Consider the following 19,774-nt stretch of genomic DNA (forward strand, 5'->3'; position numbering starts at 1 on the left):
CCTTTAAATTTTACCTAAATTATCGTTTCAAATTAACAATAACATCCATTAATTCTGAACCCGTTTGAAAGACTTTGGAATTGGCCGTATAATTACGTTGAGCCTCAATCATATCCGTTAATTCATCACTCATCTCAACATTTGAATCTTCAAGATAGCCTGAGAACAACAAACCAAATACACCATCTCCAGAACGTCCCATCATTTGACCCCCTGTACGACTATTAATCCCAAAAACAGTGCCACTTAAAACAGTCAAATTTTCTGGTGACGTCACAGTGGTCATACCGACGTACCCTACAACACGCATCTGGTGATTAGTATATCTTACCTCAATCTCACCATTGCGACCAAAAGTGAAACCATCAAAAGCACCAGATTCCATACCATCTGCTTCAAGTTCAAAGGCAGATAAATTACCCACCTGAGTAACTAAAGAATCTTTTCCTACCCCACCAAAGTTCACATCAACTTCAAAAGTACCATCTTCCCCATCATTTTCTGGCAGCGCTAATTTAAAATCGTCTACCGGATCTTTAAGATTACCATCTTTATCAAAAACCAAATCCGTAGTATCAACCTTGTCCTCTCCAACATAGGCATCAACTGTCCACTCATTGTCATCAGTTTTACGCATATAGAAATCAACCTGGACCTTCTTACCCTGGCTATCATAAGTGGTTACCGATTTTTTATGATTATAACTTTCAGGGTCTTTGGGATCAATATCTCCAGGACCCAAAACCATTGCACTGGCGTCAAAATTTACTTTAAAATCAATTTTTGTCGTGACTTCAGGACCAAATAAATCAGTCGGACCACCTTTAATTTGAACTCTTTGCCCATCCTCATCTAAAAGATAATATCCCGCTAAATTACGAACATATCCATCCTTATCGCGAGTAAAAGAACCTGCACGCGTTAAATATTCTATTCCGTTTTCATCTGCAACACGAAAAAAACCATTACCATCAATCATCACATCAGCCATCCGACCTGTTGCACGCGCCGGACCGCTAATTGAAATGTCATGACCAACATGACTCCTCACTCCACCAGGAACATAAGCATAATCTCCAGAAGGTATTACATAATTAGAAAATTGGACATCTGTACGTTTATATCCAATCGTATTAACATTGGCGACATTTTCTGCCACACCAGAAAGGCGTGTCCCTTGAGCGTTCATACCTGAAACACCCGTACGCATCATCCCATAAATACTCATATTATCTCCTGTTAATGTTAGCTTATTACGTTATTATAAGCAGACTTTCTTGCGCGAAACTTTTGCTTAATATTTCTATCAAAATAAAATGATCTTAAAAAAGACACATTTTACAAATAGTTTAATTTTTGACATAGGAGAGAGCGAAATTATGAGCGCTAACTACAGTGTCTTTTAAGAAAAAGGCAGAAAAATAGAAAAAAGTAGAGGTTTTTAAAAACATTAATTTTTGACGACTAAACTGTAACCAAGAAAGCGTTTTGAATCGATAATGTCGTAACCGATTTTCAATTTGAGTTTCTTGCGGAGTTTACTAATATGGCTTTCAACAACGTTTTCTTCGATAACATCGTCAAAAACGCCATAAATAGCGTTAAAAATTTGTGTTTTGTTAACGCGTTTTCCGTAGTTTGTTGCAAGATATTCAAGGATACGTCTTTCGCGGCGTGGAAGAGGAAAGTTTGTACCATTGATAAGTGGATCGCGCCCATCATTAAAAACGCTAATGGGACCAATTTCTATTGCAGCACTGGTGCTACGAACATCACCTCCGGTACGTCGGTGAATGGCGGCAATACGTGCAAGAATTTCACGCACATGTATTGGTTTGCGTAAAACATCATCAATGCCAGCTTGAAAAAGTTCTATTGTATGATCGAGAACATTTGTTTCCGTCATAGCTAAAATAGGTGCAGAACTGTATGCACGGATTTCCTTTGGAAGTTCAATTTGATTTTCGCATTTTCCTAAGAGAATCGCTTCAATCGAATTTACTTCATGTTCTGGAGCTGTTGAAATCCATTCACTGAAATCTGAAGGAAGGAGACCTGTTGTAGCTACTCCTTCTCGAGCGAACAGCGTAGAATAGCCATCCGTTACTAACTTACGGTCATCTACTACAACTATCATGCGCTTCTCACTCAAATAACTTAACTTAAAATCTATTTTCAGAAAGATCTAAATCTTAACAAGACGTATATTTTAATCTTTAAAAACACAAGTTATTTTTATAATTTATCTTATATAAATCAATGATTTACTATTTATAGTTGTATTATTATTTTAATAATACAACTTATATTTGTTTAATGTATATAAAATTGTTCAAAATGAAACAATATGCCATTTTTTCTTCAAAAATGATTCAAGGTGCGTTTTTACAAAATGCTCGAGAATTAGGAGTCCATTGACCAAAACCGCTTGCAATCATATTACGCATAACACGACATACGTAACGTTTTTGGGCTGGGTCATTATTGGGGCCAGCGTGATAACGTGCAACTGCCATAGTCCAGTTGCCTTCTTTTTGATGCAAACTCAGTAAAAAGCGCGCTGCATAATCTACATTAACATGAGGTTGCAGCATCTCTGCTACAGAAGAAAAATGCTTACGATGATAAAAATAGTTGATTTGCATACAACCTACATCGATTAATTTAGCACCACGCTGTTGGGCAGTTTTAAAAATACGTAAAGCTTCCGCTTGCGTTTTAGCAAAAACAGTTTTGCCATCAATATTTAATGCATAAGGCTGAAGTGATTCTTTATGACCTGTCTCTGTTAAACCAATCGCATAAAGAATACCCAAAGGAATACCATAACGCTTAGAGGTGCCAATCATTTCCGCTTCACACACATTTCCAGCAGCTATAGCACTGCTCAGTGTAACAAAGCTACACAACCAACCGATAAGGATTATGTGGGTGAACATTATCAACGGAAACATCCAACAGCGATGAATCCACCAATAAAAATTGTTTGAAAAATTGCTTTGATTCATTTTGTTCATTCTGACCCTTATGACCAAAAGCCCGACGCTGACCATTGAAATTTTGTCCACTATCATTCTGCCCTGCCCCTTGATCCATCTGCAAAGACTGACCATGCTGGATAGTTTGAACATTTTTATCAATAATACTGACTAATACGCGACTGTCATCATTAACAGGAACCTTTTCCAAAATGCGGACCAACATCTGTTGATTGTTAGCCAAAAGGCGTGCTGTTTCTTGACGTTGAATATACAATTCAACATGAAGCCCTTGCGCACTCATACGCAATTTAGCATCAATCGTCCCAAGCTCAGCAGGTGTTAACTTCAAACGCAAAAGCTGCACATGGCCAACCTTTTTATTCAACGTAATGTCAACATCACTTAACTTATTGATTAAAGCAGAATTTTCTTTTTCAAGAGTAAGTTTATCACCTATTTCCAAATCCTCTAGAAGTTGAGATTTTTCAACCCCCACCTCCAAACGGGCCATTAATGGTTCACTATTTTGTGTAACACTGTGCGTAAAATTTGGTACAAATTTCTGTGCAAGTGGATTTTTTTCAACGGCTTTAGTTTGGTTCTCTCCTTGGATTTCATCTTTAACCACATCCGTTTTTTGAATCTCTGCAATCTTTTGATCTTGCACATTACCCTTCACAAAAGACGGTACGTTCTCATTTTTTTCAAATCTGTCTGATTCTTGTTCTTGCGCAATTTTTTCTTGTTTCACAAACTGCTGTACCAAGCATAAAGGATACGAAACGTCTTGAAGAGAAACTCTTTTTTTATCTATTAAACGCTTATCTTTTGTTTTTAAAGTTTCAACATCATCCTGTTCTAAATCTTCTTTTAAAGCTTCTTCTTCTATTGCCTGAGAAAAATCTTCTTCAAGAACCTTTTCATCCAACAGCTTCGTACCTTGGCTAACCAGCGCTTTAAACGCTTCACGCAACTGATTGTCTCCGCCTTCTTTTGATTGAACCAAAGCCTTATTAACTTTAGACACTGACGTAGAAAGAATATCACACAATTCATCAGTATTTATCATCATATCTATGTTCCCAATAATTTATCGACTTCGTCTATTTTTTCTTGTGCTTGCTCGATAAGCTGATTTATTTCTGTTGATGTAGAAGATGGAGCATTTTGTTGCTCAACAGCTTCTTTTGACATTATATCTAACTCTTTTTGATTTTGTGGTTGTATAGAATCTTGTGTCTTAACTTCTTTTTGACCATCCACTAGAGAAGAAGTAACCTTTTGTGCCACAGCCTGCACAGCAATAAATAATAAGTAATCTTTTTTTGATAAATCTTTGTCTGAAATATTCTGTAACAATTGCTCCGCTTCATGTGCTGTTACAGAACTAGCTAAACTAGCAGCATAATAAAGGCGGGCTGGTGTATCATTTACATTGAGTTCATGCGCCAATGTTAAAGCTTTTTGAGCACTCAATTGCGCTCTTTCCATACGCGCACCAATCAATGCAGTGCGACTGACATCCATATATGCCATTAATTGTACCATAGGCGGCGCATACGAAATCAATGCCTCTAACTGTTGATCATCTAATTTCTCATCAATGCGTGGTATAGCAATTCCAAACTCACGCCAAAAGTCCTTCGCATAAGGTGACTTCCCAAATCGACTTGCATAATTGCGCACTAATAAAGTCAAAAGATCTGTCTCACCAAGAATCGTCACAACCTTAATCTCACGACGAATTGCACTTTCTTCAAATAAAGTTCCCGGGGAAAGAAGCCTTACTTGATCCAATTGTTTCATCGCCAAAACAGGATCTTTTATAATCGTATTACCAACCGTAGAAAGAATGATAGAAAAGAATAAAGCAGGTGGAATAGATTGAATATCTTCATCGGTTAAATTTGCAAAAGTTTTAAAAAAGACTTCTTGTTTATGAGACAAATAAGCCAAAGCACCAGTCATTATATTTTCTGCAATCATCCCTTGGCCATAATTTTTTAAAATTACGCGCACAACCGAAGGGTTGCCACCATTAAAAAGGTAAATTAATAATGCATAAAGATTTTGCTTATCTTTCCAAATATTAGGATTAAAACTTAAAAATTTTTCACCAATTTCTCTTAAAAGCTGCGGTTGTTTTCGCAGTACTTCTTCTTGGCCTGATACAATTTGATCTTGTAAATTTTGTAAAGAACGAACAAGCTGCATTGGATGAGATAAAATAACCTCTGACCCAACAGAAGACTCCTCAGATTTAGAAGAGGGCACAGCCTGCACTACAAACATTTCCTTAGCTTTTTTATAAGAAACTGACTGTGAAGAACCCCCTGCGCCTTGCGCAAAAACTTGTGTAAATGTTATAAAAAACAAAAGACCAGCACCATACGCTCTTTTCACAATCATGGTGTTTTTTCCTTTTGAGAAACTGGTTCCATTTGTTTTGGATGTTTAGACAAGGCCTTTTGTAATGCAGGCATTTTCTGTGTACGATCAACATTCGGATCCCGTACAAAAATGGATATACGTCGATTTTCAGAAGCATAAGGATCTTGTTTGTTCTTTAAATCCCGATCTGCATAACCTTCAACACGCAAAATGCGTCTTTCATCCAAACCACCGCGCACTAACATATAATAAGCCATCTGAGCACGCGATGTTGAAAGTTGCCAATTATCACGAGCTGCATTACGGTAAGGGCGTGCATCAGTATGTCCACTAACCACCACATCTCCTGGATGCTTTGCAATAACCTTTGCTATACGATCAATAAATCCAACTGTTTGTGCTGTAGGAACAGATGAACCAACTTTAAACATTTCATACTCAGGCTGATCCATCAACTCAATCATAACACCTTCTCTGATTGGAAACACATTAGCCGATAAATGATTTTCATCAGTTATTTTTTTAATAAGATCCGCCACCTCTTTTGCAAAATCACGTGACTCCTGAGAAGAGGTATCTTCTTGCGCAAGTTGTTGCTGTGCCTGACCTTCTTTCCATTCTATTGGTTGTCCATTCAACGTGCTGTTATCAGGTGCCACATTTTCCTTCCAATAATGAGGGGAAAATGGATCACGATAATCAGTTACTGGTAAATTTTCTTTCGAATCACCCTTGTTATTACCCATAAGAGTTTCATGCTTTCCATCACTCTCAGAAAGATCCTGCATATTTTGCTGAGATTGAACAATTTTGTCTAATCCGCCATAGGGATCACGCATTAATTCTGTTTCTTCCAAAGAAACCGGCTGAACGCTCTCTGATTTGCTATCGCCTCCACATGTCTGACCAACAGGACAAATCTTGTCATCCTCAACATCATTTTTTTTCTGAATACTACGGCTACTTGTTTGAGAATCCGTAAGTTTGATTGGATTAAAATAATTTGCAATAGCTTCTCTAGTCTCTTCATCTTTTGCGTTAACAAGCCACATCACAAGAAAAAACGCCATCATTGCCGTCACAAAATCAGCATAAGCAATTTTCCAAGCGCCCCCATGGTGCTCATCATGATCGCCATGTCCCCCACGACGAACAATAATAATTTCAGAGTGAGACTGTCCATCTTCAGATTTCATTGAACCAACTCCTGTAACGTCGTCAATAATGGAGTCAGCTGTGTAGCGGTAACCACGTTACCGCGACGCAAACGTATCTCTGTACTGTTAGTTGATTGAAATTCAAATTTAGAAGCATCAAACCCCTCCTGTTTCTTGAGCTGTTCAAACAGTTTTTCATTTCCTTCCAACACTAAAGACTGCTCTGCATCAATAACTTGATTTACCATCTTTGTAGCAAATTGTTGAAGTGCTTCTTGCGTAATTTTCTCACCAATAAAAGCAGCAAGTACCTGCGCAATATCTCTAGCAATCCCTTGACGTAAATCAGCAAACCCTTCTATTAATTGGCTGTGCATCTGAGCACCTAGGGTTTCAACCATACCTTGCTTAGCCGCTTCAATAGCTTTGGCATGCTCTTCTTCCATTTGTTGCTTTTCAGCCGCAAATTGTTTTTGCAACTTTTCTGTCGTTTCTTGTTCAACCTGATCAAAAGTCTTTTGTTCGACAACTGCAAAATCAACACCATTTTCAGAAGCAACATGGAGAGGCAACATCTCTTCCATACCTTCTTCTAAAAAATCAGTACCGGATAACAAAAATTCTTCATATTTCTCGTTATCACATGTCTGTTCACTTTCATCATTAAAAAGTAAAACTTCTGTATCTTCATCGACAGGTGAAAAATCACTCAGAAAAGAAGCAAGTGATACACCTGCTTCTCTTTTAAATTTTTCACCTATCTTTTTCATTCCATTGATCGCTTCCATTCAACATCTCACTTTAGCAAATCTATGCGGGCTGTACAGTTGCATTGGCATCATTAACCCATTCACGTAAAACCTCAGCAAAGCGTTGTTCATCCATTTCTATCATTTGCTCAAGACGATTTTGGGGTGCTACACGCATACGACTGCGCAAGTCATTAAGCGTATCATCTTTTACCCCTGCAATTCCACCAAATTCTCCATTAGTGTTAGATTGATTTTCTAAAGCAGGCACATCTTTAAGACCTGCCAAAGCATTTGCTTCATTATCAAGAGCCTTTTGTCCCTCACGCATTTCACGCATCAATGGGCGCACACCTAAGAACAAAATCAACAAGACAGCAACAACCAAAGCCAATCCGTTAACAAAACTGGATAAATAAGGTGACAATGATTTCCAAATAGGCGTTTGCATAGGTGTTAGATCTTTATCAGAATAGCCCATAAAATCAACTGCTGTAACATTGATAACATCACCACGTTTTGGATCAAGCCCTGCAGCTGTTGCTACCATCTGCTGAATACGATTAATTTCATCATTAATGAAACTTTCAGAATCTCCATTATTACCTTTTGCAAGAGCCAAACGTGCACGATCTACCACAATAGCAACAGCCAGTTTTTTCACGCTATAACCATCTTTAACAGTGGAAATAACCTTAGAGTTAATTTCATAATTAGTAGTTTCTTCACGACGGTCTTTTTTATCAGTTGAGCGTTCTCCACCACCATTAGCAATTTCCTCTTGTGGAATATTTTGCTCCACCCCAACAGCATCATTATTGCGGCTATTTTGACTGTCCGCTTGATCACGCACAGAGCGCACAGAACGTACAACCTGCGATTCCGGATCAAAAACAGTTTCATTAATCTGTTGACGGTTTGTATCTAAATCAACTTGCACACTAGTTTGGAAGTGATCAAGGCCAAGGTAAGGTACTAATTGCTTACGAATATTAGCATCAATTTGTGATGCAACTTGTTGTTCAAGCAAAGCCATCCGAACAGAAGCTCCATTCGCCGCATCAACCCCAGAAGCCAATAACTGCCCCCGTGTATCCATAACTGTAACAGAACTTGCTTCAAGCGAAGGAACCGCTGCAGATACCAACTGGCGAATAGATTGAGCAGATTCAGCTGAAAAACCACCATCTGTACGAATTACAACAGAAGCTGTAGGCTTCTGATTAGCCTTACGGAATGACCCTTTGTCTGGCAAAACAATATGAACACGTGCAGCCTTTACACCTTGCACAACTTGAATTGTGCGGGCAATCTCACCTTCTAAAGCACGTTGGCGAGTAATTTCCTGCATAAAAGATGTTAACCCCAATGACCCCATATTATCAAACAATTCATACCCTGCATTATTTGATGTAGGAAGCCCTTTTTCTGCAAGAAACATCCGAGCCTTTTCCGCCTGCCCCACAGGAACTTGAATAGAACTTCCATCGGAAGAAACATCAAAAGCAATTCCCGTTTCACCCAAAGCCACCCCCATACGGTTCACATCATCACGAGAAAGACCAATATAAAGTGTCTCATAAGAAGGACGTGTTAAATAAAAACTGGAAAATAAAATCGTTCCAAATAACGTGATTCCAACCAGACCAAGCGCAACAAGACGTTTTACCCCTAATTTCTGAAGAGCTTGCCCGGAAGAAGAAAGAAAAGCCAAAAGTTTATCAAGCATATAGTTGCACCATTTTTATTGAAAAAACCCATTTCGAGCTAAATAAAGACAACTTTTCTATAGTTGTTTATCTACTCTTTTTCCCTGAAGTCATAAGAAATAAAACTTGCGCGAAAATGATGCCCACTCTCAACAAAAAAATCTCATGATACCTATTGACTATTATCTTAAAACATTATGTTAATAATAATATCGTCTTTTAATAAAAGAAAGAAGTCAAAAAATTAACTTTTACACTATATCTATGCTTACAACATAAATACATATAAATACAATATGTATTTCATAAATAAACAATATGTATTTTACTATAATTTATCTTTAAATGTGCAAAATTATTTTTTTTCTTTACAGATAAGTTATAATGAAATATTTATTGCTCTAAATAATCCATTTGTTTCCTTCTTATAAGCGGGGAGGGGTCAATATGGGGTTTATAAGTAAGGAAAGTATTATGCACAAAAAGTCCCTTTTATTATCTACAGCAACTGCAACTATCGTATTGTTTAGTGCCCATCTTAATGTACATGCAGCGAACACTCTTAGCGCTACTGGTAGCCAAGATCCGCAGATGGTTTCTGGTCAGAAGTACGAAGCTAAAGATGAGGGCGGAAGCGCTGTTAGTGCAACAGGGGGTGGTAAAATTGACGGTAGCAAATTAACGTTGACTGCTAAGGAAAAAGGTAAAGGAACTGGCGCAAGCGCTAGCGACTCGGGAAGTGTGATTGAGTTGAAGGGCAATACATCCATTGAGCAACTTGCGACTGGTCTTAAGGCAGAAAAAGATGCTCAAATTATGATGACTGGCGGCACTATTGTTATAACTGATGTAGCAGTATCTGCTGCAAGCAAGGGTGTTGTTACATTAAATGACGTTCTCATGACATCTGAAAAACAAGGATTGGTTGCGACGGGTGGATCACACATCATAATGAATGGTGGCTCTATTGATGCAGGTAAAGGTGCGTCTAGTGACCTTTTTAGTAATGTAAATGTAAGAGGTGATGGCTCTGCTATAGCAGTCAAAGCTAAAGATAAGAGTATTATCACCTTAAACAATGTTGAAACAATCCTATCTGATGGTGTTGGATTGTCTGCAGAAGGAGAAGAAACAACGATCACAATGAACGGTGGTATTGTCAATGCAGAAAAAACAGCTGTGGAGGCTAGAAATAAAGGTATTATCAACTTAAACAAAGTGACAGTTGAGTCTGGCGATCGTGGACTATTTGCAGGCAAAGGGGCGCAAATCATGATGAATGGCGGCTCTATTGATGCAAGCGTAGCGGTAAAAGCTCAATACAACAGCACTGTCATTTTAAACGATGCTGTAACAATTAAATCTGTAAAGAGAGGGCTATCTGCAAGTAACGAAGCCCAAATCATAATGAATGGCGGCTCTATTACAGCAGATAAAATGGCAGTAGAGGCTGTAGAAAAAAGTGTTGTAGAATTAAACAACGGTGTAAAAATCACGTCTAAAGATAAAGGACTGTTTGCAGACCAAGAATCAAAAATCACAATGAACGGGGGCTCTATTAAGGCGACTAATGCAGCAGTAAAGAGTAAAGGTGCTGTCGAACTTAATAATGTTGAAGTCACATCTGAAAATGCCGGATTAGTCGCAGAAGAAGAAGCAAAAATCACAATGAATGGTGGCTCTATTACTGCAGATAAAAAAACAGCAGTGGAAGCTAAAAAGAAGAGTGCTATTAACTTAAATGGCGTAGCAATCACGTCTAAAGAAAAAGGACTGTCTGCAGAAGCACAAGAAGCACAAATTACAATGGTGGGAGGAAAAGTTAGCGGAAAGAACACAGTTTATGCAAAAGATGGAGGGCAAATTGCTCTTACAAACGTTGCCGTTACATCCAATCAAGGTATTGGTTTGTTTGCAGAAGGTGAAAACACGAAAGTTACAATGAATGGTGGTTCTGTTACTGCAATTGCAGGAGATAATCCCGACGAGCAGGATGGTGTTGCCTTTTATGTAAAAGAAGGAGGGCAAATTGATATTGCCAATGTTTCTGCAACAGCAGATAAAGTCGGTTTAGAATTATACAACGAACAAAAGGGAGATAATAAAGTCAATTTTACCAATACAAAACTTATTGTTAAAAATGGTACTGGTATTTATCTTAATGATGCTTCTCACGATGAAGATGAAGGTCAAGAAGATCTTAGATCATCTGAAGAGCGTGCCCCTAAGGCTTTTAATAATGATATCACGCTTAAAAATTCAGAAATTCGTGCTGATGTTCTACTGACAGTCACAGAGAAGGCTAAAGCTACTATAACCGCAGATCACTCTATCCTAGAAGGCCGTGTAGGTACTGGAGAGGAAGGTAAGATAATCTTCGATCTCAACAATGGCTCTCAATGGATTTTAAAGGCCAGTAAAACAGAAAAAGGTGAGAAAGATCAGTTAGCTCCTATCGCTAATAGATCTCGTTCTGATATTTCTATACTCAATCTCAACGATAGTTCCATTGTTTTTGATAGTCCAACAGAGGGTCATTATCAGATATTGCAAGTAGGATCAGGAAATCCTGGTACACAAAAAGTCTATAACGCGAAAGGTAATGCTAAACTCTACCTAAATGCTGAATGGAGTGATGGTAAGGAGATAAAAGATCAAAAAGCTGATCATCTGCTCATTAAAGGTGATGTGTCAGGATCAACAACAGTGTATGTTAACACCCAAGGAAGTGCTACAGAAGCTGCTGGTTTTGTCCCTTCGAATGAACGTGGAATTTCTCTAATCCAAGTCTCTGGAAAAGCAGAAGAAAATTCTTTCAAATTAGCAAATGGTTATACTACAGTTAGTGGTTCACCTTATAGATATACACTGAATGCCTATGGGCCAGAATCCAGTAAAGGTTCGACTAGTGCTAACCAAATGTTGATTGAGAAAGATCCTGTTGCAGATGATGAAAGTGTCCGCAATGATGGTGCTAAAGGTAATGATTTCTGGGATTTCCGTTTACAAAATCAATACCTTGCCAATTCAAACGTAAAAGCTCTTGTGCCACAAATGGCAAACTATTTGGTGATGCCTAGTGTTTTATTCTCCACTGGTTTCACTGATATCGAAAATCAAAATGCTCTCTTAACCGATATTCGGATAGCAATGCCATGGGAAATGCAAAATGAGAAGAAGAATCCTTTCTTCCTGTCTTCCTATGGAAGTAAAACAACTTTATCGTCTAACCGCACTGCTCTCGAATATGGTTATGGTGCTGATATCGGTTACGCTGCAATACAAACAGGCGTTGCATTGGCTCCATTGGAATGGCAAAACACCTCTTTACACTTTGGGCTTTTAGGAACTTACGGAAAGCTATCTTTCACGCCACAAAATATGGCAGATGTTGACAAAACTGCACTCGAAAAATGGGGTGTTACAGCTTATAGTAGTGTGCAAAATAATAATGGAGTGTACTTCAATGCGCTCTTATCCTATGGTCTCTTGAAAGGAAATGTCTTCAATGCTGTCATTGGTCGTACTGCAAAATTAGACGATGCGAACACATGGAGTGCATCTGCTACTTTGGGTAAAAAGCTAGCAACCAGTGTTGAAGGATTGATGTTTGAACCACAGGTGCAAATTGCTTATCAGCAATTGTTGTTGGGTAGCATTCAAGATGCTAATAACTTTAAGGTAGATGTAGGCAATCCTCATCAGTGGGCCGTTCGTATGGGTGGACGTTTAACTAAAAATGTTAACCGTGTTGAAGATGGTCATCTCTTTTCCTTCTATGGTAAACTGAACCTTATCAGTACTTTTGGTGATGAAGGAACAATACGCGTTGGTGATAGCTTCCATCTTGATCCTATGGGATCAGCAATTGAAGGAGGAATAGGTGTCAATGCGCAACTATTCCAGAATATCGCACTCCACGGGGATATTAGCTATCAGCAAAAACTTCAAAAAGCTGGTATATCTGGAGCGACTCTCTCAGGGGGATTGAAGTACCGTTTTTAAAACAAAATAATATTCACTTTGATTAAAAAGGCAGCACAATGTGCTGCCTTTTTAATATATAAAATCCTTTTACCCCATCACATAAAAACTGGTCATCAAAAGGAAACTTCCTCTTTATTTCTGGGAAAAATTAATACACGATGTTGTTGTAATTAACGATTGAAAGTGCCTAACATCAACAGTTGTAACGTTACCTTCTATAGTGAAGGTGAATTGAACATCACCAAAACTTCTGGCGATTATAACAATATAAGCCAACAATAACTTCTCCTTTAATCCTATAGAATCCACATTAAAAAAGGAGAAAATTTATATGAAACGCGTTCAAAATATCACACTCCCTAGAAATTTTATCATCAGAAAAAACTCAAAAAGCCGGATTATCCGGAAATTTTCTCAGAAACATTGCATTACCATCTAAAAAAAATGTTTTTATCTTTTAAATAATAAAATATATATTGTTTTTTATTCTTTACATAAAATACAGAATAAGTTAAACGCTTTTAACAAATTTAGGAGGTGGATAAATATTTAAGGGTACATAGATGCGTAAAAAATGTCTTTTATTATGCACAATGAGTGGGGTTTTATTTTGTTCTTATTATAACATAAGTTATGCATATAGTGATACAATAGGGAGAGTTTCATCTAATATTAATAGCCAGCCAATATTCTCAAATAATTTAAGCATTTATGACAGAGAAATTGCAATAAAGGCTGATCGCTATCCTTTAACAATTACAATGAATAGAGGAAGTGTTTCAGGTTTTTATGCTCTTAGCGCAACGAATGGTGGAAGTATTAGTGGCACAGGCATTCGTGCAAGAGCAGAGCATGTTGGTTTGGTAGCCTCAGATGGGAGAATTAGCCTTAAAAATTCAATCATAACTACCAATCGCGGAGTTGGTATTGCCTTTCAACCGCCAATAATACCTCATAGAGGATATAATACTAATGTAGTAACATTTCTCAATACAAAGTTGTTTGTTAAAAGTGGTATAGGTATTTTAGGGCCTTTTGCAGACGGTGCAATAATCCTCCGAGATTCAAAAATTAGCGCTGATGTTTTAGTGAAAAATAAAGCGCATCCAGAAAACAATAATGCCATTCTTATGCTAACTGCAATTCACTCTACCTTAGAAGGTGGTACAAGATTTTTACAAGAAGAATCTGCATCACAACGAGAAGCTGCAAATGTAATACAACATCGTAATAACCAATCTTCAATCTCCTCTACAATTCCACAACGAAAAATAATTTTTAATCTCGACAATGGTTCTAAATGGATTTTAAGGGCTAGTAAAACAGAAACAAATGTTCAAGATAATATGCTTAGTCCCCTTCGAAAAAATTTGATTCTTGATATTACGGAAAGATCTCGTTCTGATATTTCTATACTTAATCTCAGCGATAGTACTGTTGCTTTTGAAAGCCCAACAGAAGGTCATTATCAAACATTGTATGTAGGAACAGGAACAGATGGCCGTGAGGCAGTTTACAATGCAAAAGGTCATGTAAATCTTTACTTAAATGCTCAGTGGAGTGATAATAAGAGTGCACATCAACAAAAAATTGATCGCCTTTTCATCTTTGGTAATGTAACAGGCTCAACAACAGTCCATATCAATGTTTACGGAGATCCTGCAGACGTAACTGTATTTCATCCGTGGAATGAACGTGGAATTTCTTTAATCCAAGTTTTTGGAAATGCAAAAGAAAATTCCTTTGAATTAGCAAATGGCTATACCACCGTTCACGATTCACCTTACAAATATGTGTTGAATGCTTATGGACCAAAATCAAGCCGTGGTGCAGCTAATATCAACCAAAAATTGCCTGGTGTAAATCCGCATAATAATGCTTTTTGGGATTTCCGCCTACAAAATCAATACCTCGATTCCAGTGCAAAGATAAAAGCTCTTGTGCCGCAAATGGCAAACTATTTAGTGATGCCGAGTGCTTTATTTTCTGCAGGTTTTACTGACATTGAAAATCAAAATACCCTCTTAACTAACATTCGAACAATGCCATGGGAAATGAAAAGCAATAAAAAGAGCTCTTTCTTCTTGTCTTCTTACGGAAATAAAGCGACTTTATCATCTAACCGCACTGCTCTTGAATACGGCTATGGTGCTGATATCGGCTATGCTGCGATACAAACAGGTGTCGCATTGACCGCATTAGAAGGACAAAACACTTCTTCATATTTCGGGCTTTTAGGCACTTATGGAAAACTGTCTTTCACGCCACAAAATATGGCAGATGTTAAGAAGACTACACTCAATAAATGGACCCTCACAGCCTATAGTAGTATACAGCATAATGGTGGGGTATACGTTAATATGCTTTTGTCTTATGGTTTCTTGAGAGGTAATATCTCCAATGCCATTATCGGTCAAACTGCAAAAGTGGATGATGCAAAAACATGGAGTGCATCTGCTACATTGGGAAAACAGTTAGCAACCAGTGCTGAAGGCTTGGTGTTCGAGCCGCAAACACAGATTGTTTATCAGCAGTTGGTGTTTCGCACTATTAAAGATGCCGATAGATTTAAGGTGAATATGAACAATCCTTATCAGTGGTTAATTCGTATGGGTGGGCGCCTAATTAAAAATGTTAATCAATTTGAAAATGGTCGTACCCTTTCCTTCTATGGTAAACTCAATCTTATCAGTACTTTTGGTGAAAGAAAAACAATACAAGCAGGCAAGAAGAACTTCCAATTTGATTCTATAGGATCTGCAATTGAAGGAGGAATAGGTTTTAATGCACAGTTTGTTCAAAACGTTACATTCCATGGAGATATTAGCTATAAGCAAAAACTTCAAAAAGCTGGTTTATCTGGAGCTATTTTCTCAGGAATATTGCGTTATCATTTTTAAAAAGTGTTTACATATCTTTAAGTTATAAAATATATATTGTGTTTTATACTTTACATAAAATACATAATAAGTTAAATGATTATTTAGAGATCTTAGAAGAGAAATACTATTTAAGGATATATACATGCGTAAAAAAAGCCTTTTGTTATGTACCGTAAGTGGATTTTTTTTATGTTCTTATTATAACACGAGTTATGCACAAAATGATAGAGAATTGGTATTGTCGCGTACCGAGAGCTCTTCTTTAATCATACCTAGGGATCTAAGAAACAAAATAGGTAATAGCTATGCAAACAGTAGTAATGCAATAAATGCAATAATGGTTGATGGATCTCGTTCTTCGTCAAAAACAATAGTAGGAAGAAACGTTTCAGGTTTTTATGCTCTTAGTGTAACGAATGGTGCAACTATTAATGCTGAAGATATTCATGCAACAGGAGGACAAGTTGGTTTGTCAGTTTCAGATGGTAAGATCAATCTTTCAAGGTCATTCGTAACTGTCGAGCGTGGAGCTGGTATCTCTTTCTTTTCTTACAAACAATTTGATTTAAGAGAGGATACCGATGTAGTAAGGTTGCTCAATACAAAGCTGTTTGTTAAAAGTGGTATGGGTATTTTAGGACCTTTTGCAAACAGTAAAGTATTTCTTAAAAATTCAGAAATTGATGCTGATGTTTTAGTTAAAAATAGAGTGCGTGAAGGGGACAACATTGGTACTCTTACACTAACCGCAGATCACTCTATTTTAAAAGGGGGTACAAGGATTTTAAAACAAAAAGATATAGACGAAGCAAAGGCACGGTCGATACGTAACCATAATACAAATCGTCGAACACAGATCTACATTCCACAATCTATCAATGGAGAAGATCCTACAGAATCAATTTCTTCACAAATGACTGCTCAAAGAACAAGCAGATATTATCAAGCAATACAGGCATATCAAGCATATTATAATGAGCGAAGTGTGTCGTTTGGCCGTTTATGGCAAAAAACAGTTTTAAATCTCAATAATGGTTCTACATGGATCTTAAGGGTTAGTAAAACAGAAACAAATGCGCAAGATAATATGCTTGGTTCTATTCCAACAGCATTAATTCTTGATATTGCTCAAAGATCCCGTTCTGATATTTCTGTGCTTAATGTCAACGATAGTACTATTATTTTTGAAAGCCCAGCACAAGGTCATTATCAAACATTGTATGTAGGATCGGGAGATCCTGGTACCCGAGAAGTCTATAATGCAGGAAGTAATACTAAACTCTATTTAAATACTAATGGGCGAAAAGCTGACCGCCTATTTATTAAGGGAAACGTATCAGGATCAACAACAGTATATGTCAATATTCATGAAAATGTTTCAAATTCAGCTAATTTTCTGTTTATAACTGACTCTCTTTCTTTAAATAAACGTGGGATTTCTCTTATCCAAGTTTTCGGAAATGCAGCAGAGAATTCCTTTAAACTAGCGAAAGGTTATATGACAATCAACGGTTCACCTTACAAATATACGTTGAATGCCTATGGGCCGACATCACGTAATGGTATAGCTAATGTCAGTCAAACCTTATCGGATATAAATCCACATAATAGTGCTTTTTGGGATTTCCGCCTGCAAAATCAATACCTTCCTAACTCAGACGTAAAGGCTCTTTTACCGCAAATGGCAAACTATTTAGTGATGCCAAATGCTTTATTTGCTGCAGGTTTCACTGATATTGAAAATCAAAATGCTCTCTTAACCAATATTCGCCCAATGCCATGGGAAATGAAAGATAATAAGAAACTTTTCTTTTTCATATCTTCTTATGGAAACAAGGTGACGTTATCATCTAACCGCACTGCCCTTGAATACGGTTATGATGCTGATATTGGTTATGCTGCAATACAAACGGGTGTTGCATTGGCTGCATTGGAAGGGGAAAATACTTCTTCATATTTCGGGCTTTTAGGCACTTATGGAAAACTGTCTTTCACGCCACAAAATATGGCAGATGTTAAGAAGACTACATTCGATAAATGGCTTTTCACAGCATACAGCAGCATACAGCATGACAGTGGAGCGTACATTAATACGTTCTTATCCTATGGTCTCTTTAGAGGAAATATCTCCAATGCCATTATTGGTCAAACTGCAAGAGTGGATGATGCTAAAACATGGAGTGCGTCTGCTACTTTGGGAAAACGGCTAGTAACTAGCATTGAAGACTTGGTATTTGAACCACAGACACAGATTGCTTATCAGCAATTGATGTTTAATACTATTCAAGATGCCGATAAATTTAAGGTGGATATCAGCAATCCTTATCAGTGGTCAATTCGTATGGGTGGGCGTTTGGTTAAGAATGTTAACCAGTTTGAAGATGGTCGTACCCTTTCTTTCTATGGTAAACTTAATCTTGTCAGTGTTTTTGGTGATGGAGGAACCGTACAAGTTTGCAAGAAGAGTTTCTATTTTGACCCTATAGGACCTGCAATTGAAGGGGGGATAGGTGTTAATGCAGAACTTATTCAAAGCGTTACATTCCATGGAGATATTAGCTATCAGCAAAAACTTCAAAAAGCTGGCTTGTCTGGAGCTATTTTCTCAGGAACATTGCGTTATCATTTTTAAAAACATTATTTTACTTTGATCAAAAAGATAATTTTACGTGCTTGTCTTTTTGATATGTTAGCGTTTTATTGCGTTACTAAAAAGGAATTAGCTTACCTAAAAAGTTGCTTTTCTATTTTTGTGAAAGAGCTAAAGTACGATAGGTGTTTTGATTAGCAATTGGGAATGTCTGAGCACTAAGTTGTTTTTGTATCTGTAAAGCTGATAGACGTGCTGATTCAGCATCCAGATTAATATCAACTAAAGCCCTAATATTTGAATCGATATTCCCAACTAATGTTTTGACAAGTTCAGGTTGAATATCAATTAAATCAATTGTAGAATTAATTTTAGCTTCTGCAGTTAAAATTGAAGTAATTGAATTTTGAATATTGTTCTGAAGACTCTCAAAAAGGATATCACGTACTTCAGTAGATAATTGATCAATATCCCTCATTTTTACAAAATCTACCAGAGAAATGCCATTTGCAACTGTCTTAAGTTCAGCTTTTGCATTATTTAAAGCTTTATTATCTTTTGCATTGTCATCAATAGCTTGTTGAACATCATTATACACCACTTTATGAGTCAACGAAGAATCAGCAGCGTAGTGAGTTGTTGCTTGAATAAAAGTATCTTTTAATTTTTGAACGTCTTTTTGTACCGCATCAAACGCCACTTTGGTTGCATCAAAATTTGTTATTGTACCTGTGTTAAAAATATTCTTCAAAATGCCTTTAGACATATCGATTGTGCCATCGATATTAAAAACACCAAAGTTCAATTCTGGACCGCCAATTTCAATGCTATCAACATAAACTGTTAAACCTTCATGCCTATAAGAAGAAGGAATTTTAGCTTTCATCCCACCATTGGCAACAATATTTCCTGCATTAACAGCAGCCTCTTCAATAGCATAAGAGAGATCTTTCACATGTTCTGCAATATAATCTTGAATCTTTGAAAAATTTTCAGAATCCTTTGTGTATGCAGAAACCACTAACTTTTCGATTGTATTTAACGAATCTTTAGCAAGATCAACCACACTCTTTGCAACTTCAACCTGCTCTTTGCTCTGCTTAATAGCATCAACAACTGAAACTATTGTAACACTGTCATATTTCATCATTGATGAAATTGATCCATAAGTAGCATAATCTGGCGTATTGCGAATTTGTAGCTCTGCTTCGCGCTGATCTTGTACTCGGTTTGAATGATTATCAATTGATTGTGGTGTTTGCAATGCAACCGCTGACTGATTTGCCAATAAGTTTATATCCATAATTATAGCCCCAAAGAAAAATAGA

General features: G+C 37.2%; 12 protein-coding genes. 3 read left to right on the plus strand and 9 right to left on the minus strand.

Annotated elements, in window-relative coordinates; all coding sequences use genetic code 11:
- Positions 1-19 precede the first annotated feature (19 nt).
- From BWD121_RS05645 to fliF, 8 genes are all read right to left on the minus strand, one after another.
- The gene (locus BWD121_RS05645; RefSeq protein ID WP_078663707.1) at positions 20-1,228 is read right to left on the minus strand and encodes a flagellar hook protein FlgE; all 1,209 of its coding nucleotides are present in this window, start codon (positions 1,226-1,228) and stop codon (positions 20-22) included.
- A gap of 222 nt (positions 1,229-1,450) precedes the next feature.
- Positions 1,451-2,137 carry a response regulator transcription factor gene (locus BWD121_RS05650; protein WP_078663708.1) on the minus strand — a complete coding sequence of 229 codons (687 nt, stop codon included), beginning with the start codon at positions 2,135-2,137 and terminating at the stop codon, positions 1,451-1,453.
- A gap of 235 nt (positions 2,138-2,372) precedes the next feature.
- On the minus strand, positions 2,373-2,849 hold the full coding sequence (locus BWD121_RS05655) for a transglycosylase SLT domain-containing protein (RefSeq protein ID WP_240536709.1): 477 nt from the start codon (positions 2,847-2,849) through the stop codon (positions 2,373-2,375).
- Between the two features lie 52 nt (positions 2,850-2,901).
- The gene (locus tag BWD121_RS05660; protein ID WP_078663710.1) at positions 2,902-4,053 is read right to left on the minus strand and encodes a flagellar hook-length control protein FliK; all 1,152 of its coding nucleotides are present in this window, start codon (positions 4,051-4,053) and stop codon (positions 2,902-2,904) included.
- A gap of 2 nt (positions 4,054-4,055) precedes the next feature.
- The gene (locus BWD121_RS05665) at positions 4,056-5,390 is read right to left on the minus strand and encodes a chemotaxis protein (protein WP_078663711.1); all 1,335 of its coding nucleotides are present in this window, start codon (positions 5,388-5,390) and stop codon (positions 4,056-4,058) included.
- Entirely contained in the window at positions 5,387-6,568 is a 1,182-nt protein-coding gene (locus tag BWD121_RS05670) for a flagellar motor protein MotB (RefSeq protein WP_078663712.1), read from the minus strand. The genes BWD121_RS05665 and BWD121_RS05670 overlap by 4 nt, the downstream gene beginning before the upstream one ends.
- Positions 6,565-7,317, minus strand: a complete 753-nt coding sequence (locus BWD121_RS05675) for a hypothetical protein (protein WP_078663713.1) — start codon at positions 7,315-7,317, stop codon at positions 6,565-6,567. Before BWD121_RS05675 ends, BWD121_RS05670 begins: the two co-directional genes overlap by 4 nt.
- A gap of 22 nt (positions 7,318-7,339) precedes the next feature.
- Complete coding sequence (gene fliF / locus BWD121_RS05680) at positions 7,340-9,007, minus strand: flagellar basal-body MS-ring/collar protein FliF (RefSeq protein WP_078663714.1); 1,668 nt, start codon at positions 9,005-9,007, stop codon at positions 7,340-7,342.
- Between the two features lie 454 nt (positions 9,008-9,461).
- Between fliF and BWD121_RS05685 the strand changes: the two genes are divergently transcribed.
- The 3 genes from BWD121_RS05685 (at position 9,462) to BWD121_RS05695 (ending at position 18,488) form a co-directional block, all read left to right on the plus strand.
- Positions 9,462-12,992, plus strand: coding sequence for an autotransporter outer membrane beta-barrel domain-containing protein (locus BWD121_RS05685; RefSeq protein ID WP_158078247.1), 3,531 nt, complete (start codon positions 9,462-9,464; stop codon positions 12,990-12,992).
- A 545-nt stretch (positions 12,993-13,537) separates the two neighbouring features.
- Entirely contained in the window at positions 13,538-15,874 is a 2,337-nt protein-coding gene (locus tag BWD121_RS05690) for an autotransporter outer membrane beta-barrel domain-containing protein (RefSeq protein ID WP_078663716.1), read from the plus strand.
- Positions 15,875-16,193: 319 nt separating this feature from the next.
- Positions 16,194-18,488: an autotransporter outer membrane beta-barrel domain-containing protein gene (locus BWD121_RS05695; protein WP_158078248.1), complete on the plus strand. Its 2,295-nt coding sequence runs from the start codon at positions 16,194-16,196 to the stop codon at positions 18,486-18,488.
- A 112-nt stretch (positions 18,489-18,600) separates the two neighbouring features.
- Here BWD121_RS05695 and BWD121_RS05700 read toward each other — a convergent pair whose 3' ends face one another.
- Positions 18,601-19,749, minus strand: coding sequence for a hypothetical protein (locus tag BWD121_RS05700; RefSeq protein ID WP_078663718.1), 1,149 nt, complete (start codon positions 19,747-19,749; stop codon positions 18,601-18,603).
- Positions 19,750-19,774 lie beyond the last annotated feature (25 nt).

This window comes from Bartonella sp. WD12.1 (assembly GCF_002022415.1).
Lineage (GTDB): Bacteria > Pseudomonadota > Alphaproteobacteria > Rhizobiales > Rhizobiaceae > Bartonella.